Source organism: Actinoalloteichus spitiensis RMV-1378 (assembly GCF_000239155.1).
Lineage (GTDB): Bacteria > Actinomycetota > Actinomycetes > Mycobacteriales > Pseudonocardiaceae > Actinoalloteichus_B > Actinoalloteichus_B spitiensis.
Window position 1 is genome coordinate 1 of sequence record NZ_AGVX02000297.1, and the last position, 3,963, is coordinate 3,963.

The 3,963-nt window shown below is 74.6% G+C and carries 4 protein-coding genes; 3 read left to right on the top strand and 1 reads right to left on the bottom strand.

From position 1 onward, the window contains the following. Window positions 1–351 precede the first annotated feature (351 nt). Together ACTIDRAF_RS31965 and ACTIDRAF_RS0213680 are read left to right on the top strand one after the other, a co-directional pair. The gene (locus ACTIDRAF_RS31965; RefSeq protein ID WP_016699300.1) at window positions 352–720 is read left to right on the top strand and encodes a MarR family winged helix-turn-helix transcriptional regulator; all 369 of its coding nucleotides are present in this window, start codon (window positions 352–354) and stop codon (window positions 718–720) included. Then, a complete protein-coding gene (locus ACTIDRAF_RS0213680) occupies window positions 717–1,211 on the top strand; it encodes a hypothetical protein (RefSeq protein ID WP_016699301.1) in 495 nt (164 codons plus the stop codon). Before ACTIDRAF_RS31965 ends, ACTIDRAF_RS0213680 begins: the two co-directional genes overlap by 4 nt. A 181-nt stretch (window positions 1,212–1,392) precedes the next feature. On the opposite strand, the gene ACTIDRAF_RS0213685 is transcribed toward ACTIDRAF_RS0213680, so the two are convergent. After that, the gene (locus tag ACTIDRAF_RS0213685; RefSeq protein WP_016699302.1) at window positions 1,393–3,030 is read right to left on the bottom strand and encodes an ABC-F family ATP-binding cassette domain-containing protein; all 1,638 of its coding nucleotides are present in this window, start codon (window positions 3,028–3,030) and stop codon (window positions 1,393–1,395) included. A gap of 234 nt (window positions 3,031–3,264) precedes the next feature. Here ACTIDRAF_RS0213685 and ACTIDRAF_RS0213690 point away from each other — a divergent pair, with 234 nt between their 5' ends. Further along, a complete protein-coding gene (locus ACTIDRAF_RS0213690) occupies window positions 3,265–3,798 on the top strand; it encodes a DinB family protein (protein WP_016699303.1) in 534 nt (177 codons plus the stop codon). Window positions 3,799–3,963 lie beyond the last annotated feature (165 nt).

Genomic DNA, 3,963 nt, shown 5'->3' on the forward strand with positions numbered 1-3,963 from the left:
CGGCTCGGCCGGACCAGCCACGCGCCCCGCTGCCGTGAGGAGGACGGCTCCGCCCTCGGCTCCGCCCCCGGAGTCCGTCCCGTGTGGTCTCCGGTCGCGGCGACCCCATCGGCACGGTCTTCCGCCGCTGGCGGTGGCCACCACCGACGACTGTCCCCGGTGATCGCTGGCAGCGCGCCGTGTCGGCCAGGGACCTCCCCTCACCCTGCCCCGACCCGCGACCAGGAAGCCCGACGGCGACCAGGAAGGAGGTGGTGCCCAGGACGAGGCCCACCACCGTGTGCACGCCGCCCCGTCCTCCCCGGCGGGGCGGCCACCCGGCCCCACCCGGCCCTCAGCGGAAGGAAACGCATGCCCCTCACCCCGCCGGACGCCTGGATCGCCATTCGCCGGACCGTCCGCGACTGCGACGCGACCCCACTTCCCGGAGCACTGCGCCTCATCGACCTGCTGGTGCTCCTCGAACTCGACCGCCAGCCCCGGCAGGCCGGGTCGGTGGCCGAGGCCCTCGGCATCGGCCCCAGCGGTCTCACCCGGATCGCCCACCGGCTGGAGGACCGGCGGCTCCTCCAGCGGGCCCGCTGCTTCCACGACCGCCGGGGCGTCCTGCTGATGGCCACTCCCGACGGCGCCGCCCGGGCCCGAACGGCCTACCCGCACGCCCAGACCGTCATCCGCGCCGGCGCCACCCGGCTCCGTGATCTCGCGGGCCGGCCGTGACCGGCCGCGACGAGTTCAGCGGCGAGTGGCTCACCCGCTGTTCGGCCGATCCGCCGGTGGAGGACGGCCGGCTCTACGGGCACGTCGACGTCGACGTCGGGTGTGGCCCGGTCATCGCGCCCGGTGTCACCTACCTGGCGGGGACCTTCGACTACCGGCGGCTGGTGCTCTGCCGCGCCCAGGTGCGGCACTGCGCGGAGTTCCCCGAACTGACCACGGCCGCGTTGCACGCGACGCGGGACCTTGCCCGGCGGTGGGGGATCCCGGACGTCGTGGTGCCCCCGGCGACGATGAAGCGGCGTCGGCGGCGCGTTCCGCCCGGGGGTCGGGTGCGGTTCTGGGCGTGGGAGGCACGGGATGCGGTCAACGTGAGCTTCGCCGGGCGGGCCAGTTTCAAACACGGCGAGTGGGCCCGGTTGGACGACCCGGGACCCGCGTTCCGTCCCGGGAAACCGGAGGGTCGGGCCGGGCGGATCGCCGAGGGCCGTTGACCGCGTCCGCACGTCCGGTGCGGCATCGCCCGGCTCGCTCGGCACCTGGCCGGAGGTGGGGTGCGGGCCGTCGGAGCCCAGCCCGGTCGTGGTGCGCCGCCGGTGCCCGCCACCCCCGCCGGGCGGAGTGGTCAGCACGCTGGCGGAGTCGGCACGACGGGACGACCGGGTGCTGCCGTCCTCAGACCTCGGTGACCCGCCCGTCGGCCACCACCAGGTGGCGGGTGGTGTGCACGGCCTCCACCATCCGCCGGTCATGGGTGACCAGCAGCAACGTGCCCTCGTAGGAGGCCAGTGCCGACTCCAGCTGCTCGATCGCCGGCAGGTCCAGGTGGTTCGTCGGCTCGTCCAACACCAACAGGTTCACCCCGCGCGCCTGCAACAACGCCAGCGCCGCCCGGGTCCGTTCGCCCGGCGACAGCTGGGAGGCGGGGCGCAGCACGTGGTCGGCGGTCAACCCGAACTTCGCCAGCAGGGTCCGCACCTCGGCGGGCACCCAGTCCGGCACCTCCGCGCCGAAGGCGGCCAGCAGGGTGTCGTCACCGAGGAACAGGGCCCGGGCCTGGTCGACCTCGCCCACCAGGACACCGGCCCCCAGGCTGGTCTGCCCGGACTCCACCGGCACCCTGCCCAGCAGCATCCCCAACAGGGTGGACTTCCCCGCGCCGTTGCGGCCGGTGATCGCGACCCGGTCGGTGCGGTCGATCTGCACGTCCACCGGCCCCAGCGTGAACGAGCCCCGGCGGGCCACCGCCGCCCGGGCCACGGCCACCACGCCGCCGCTGCGGGGCGCGTCGGCGATGGACATCCGCAGCTCCCACTCCTTGCGGGGCTCCTCGACCACCTCCAACCGTTCGATGAGCCGGTCGATCTGGCGGGCCTTCGCGGCCTGCTTCTCCGTGGCCTCCGCCCGGTACTTGCGGCCGATCTTGTCGTTGTCGGTGGCCTTCCGGCGGGCGTTCTTCACGCCCTTCTCCATCCAGGCCCGTTGGGTGCGGGCCCTGGCCTCCAGGCCGGCCCGGGTCGCCGCGTACTCCTCGTAGGCCTCCCGGGCGTGCCGCCGGGTGACCTCCCGTTCCTCCAGGTAGGAGTCGTAGCCGCCGCCGTAGAGCCTGATCTGCTGCTGGGCGAGGTCCAGTTCCAGCACCTGGGTGACGGTGCGGGCGAGGAACTCGCGGTCGTGGCTGACCAGCACCGTGCCCGCCCGCAGGTCCCGGACGAACCGTTCCAGGCGTTCGAGGCCGGCCAGGTCGAGGTCGTTGGTGGGCTCGTCCAACAGGAACACGTCGTACCGGCTGAGCAGCAGCGAGGCCATGCCCGCCTTCGCGGCCTGCCCGCCGGACAGTGACGGCATCACCTGGTCCAGCCCCACCCCGATCCCCACGTCCTCGGCGACCTGCTCGGCGCGGTCGTCGAGGTCGGCGCCGCCCAGGGACAACCACCGGTCCAGTGCCTCGGCGTAGGCGGTGTCGGATCCGGGTCGGCCGGCGCTCAACGCCTCGGTCGCCTCGTCCAGGGCGCGTTGGGCGGCGGCGACCCCGGTGCGGCGGGCGAGGAAGTCCCGCACCGTCTCCTCCGGGCGGCGGTCCGGTTCCTGGGGGAGGTGACCGACGGTGGCGGTGGGCGGGTTGAGCCGCACCGTGCCCTCGTCCGCCGGGCGCAGCCCCGCCAACATCCGCAGCAGGGTCGACTTGCCGGCGCCGTTCGCGCCGACCAGGCCGATGACGTCCCCGGGGGCGACGACGAGATCGAGTCCGGAGAAGAGAACGCGGTCTCCGTGTGCCGCGGCCAGCCCGCTGGCGACGAGTGTTGCCGTCATGAGGGCTCCGATGCTAGCGGCGGGCGGGACGGCCGAACGACCGGATTACCGGGGGCCAGGGTGGCGGTTGGTCGCGGGGCGGGCGGGGCCGAGGGAAGCCGTGGTGCGCCCCGTCCATGGCCGGCTTCGCATCCGAGAGGGGACGCGGTGCGGTCGCGGAGCGGTGCGGTGTCGGACCCGGTGGTTAGCGTGGACCGCTGCCGACGAACCGGTCAGACCGCATGGGGGCCTCAGATGAACTGGCGTGCCGAACTCCTCGACCAACTGGTCTTCTACTGGGAGCACAACCTGGAGCCGGCACTGGCCGGTCTCACCGACGAGGAGTTCCACTGGGAACCCGTGCCGGGCTGTTGGACGGTGCGGGTCGGCGAGGACGGGGCTCCCGCGATCGACTGGCAGTGGCCCGCGCCCGAACCACCGCCCTTCACCACCATCGCGTGGCGGCTGGCGCACATCGCGATCCCGGTGCTCGGTCTGCGCGCCAGCAACCACTTCGGGGACGGGTCGTTGACCCTGGAGAACGCGCCCTGGCCGATTACGGCGGAGGCGGGCGTGGGCCTGGTGCGGGAGCAGTACCGAGCCTGGCGGGAGGGGGTGGCCGCCCTGGACGACGCGGCGCTGCTCCGCCCGGTCGGCCCGGCGGAGGGGCCGTGGGCGGAGCACGACATGGCCACCCTGGTCCTGCACATCAACCGGGAGGTCATCCACCACGGCGCCGAGATCGCCCTCCTCCGCGACCTCTACCGGGCGCGGTTCACCAGCGGCTGAGGGGAGCGGCGGCGGACCGCCGGGCCGGGCCCCGGGGCCTCGACCGTGTCCCGCTGGGCCGTGGTGGCGGGGGCGGGGTCACCACACCTCGGCCCGGTTCCGGCGGCCGGCGCCCCCAGGAGCGGACGAGGCGGTGCACCGGCGACCCCTTGGCGCCGGCGGGGG

Coding starts and splice junctions, on each gene's coding strand:
- ACTIDRAF_RS31965 (WP_016699300.1), top strand. CDS start 352: ATGCCCCTCACCCCGCCGGACGCCTGGATCGCCATTCGCCGGACCGTC.
- ACTIDRAF_RS0213685 (WP_016699302.1), bottom strand. CDS start 3,030: ATGACGGCAACACTCGTCGCCAGCGGGCTGGCCGCGGCACACGGAGAC.
- ACTIDRAF_RS0213690 (WP_016699303.1), top strand. CDS start 3,265: ATGAACTGGCGTGCCGAACTCCTCGACCAACTGGTCTTCTACTGGGAG.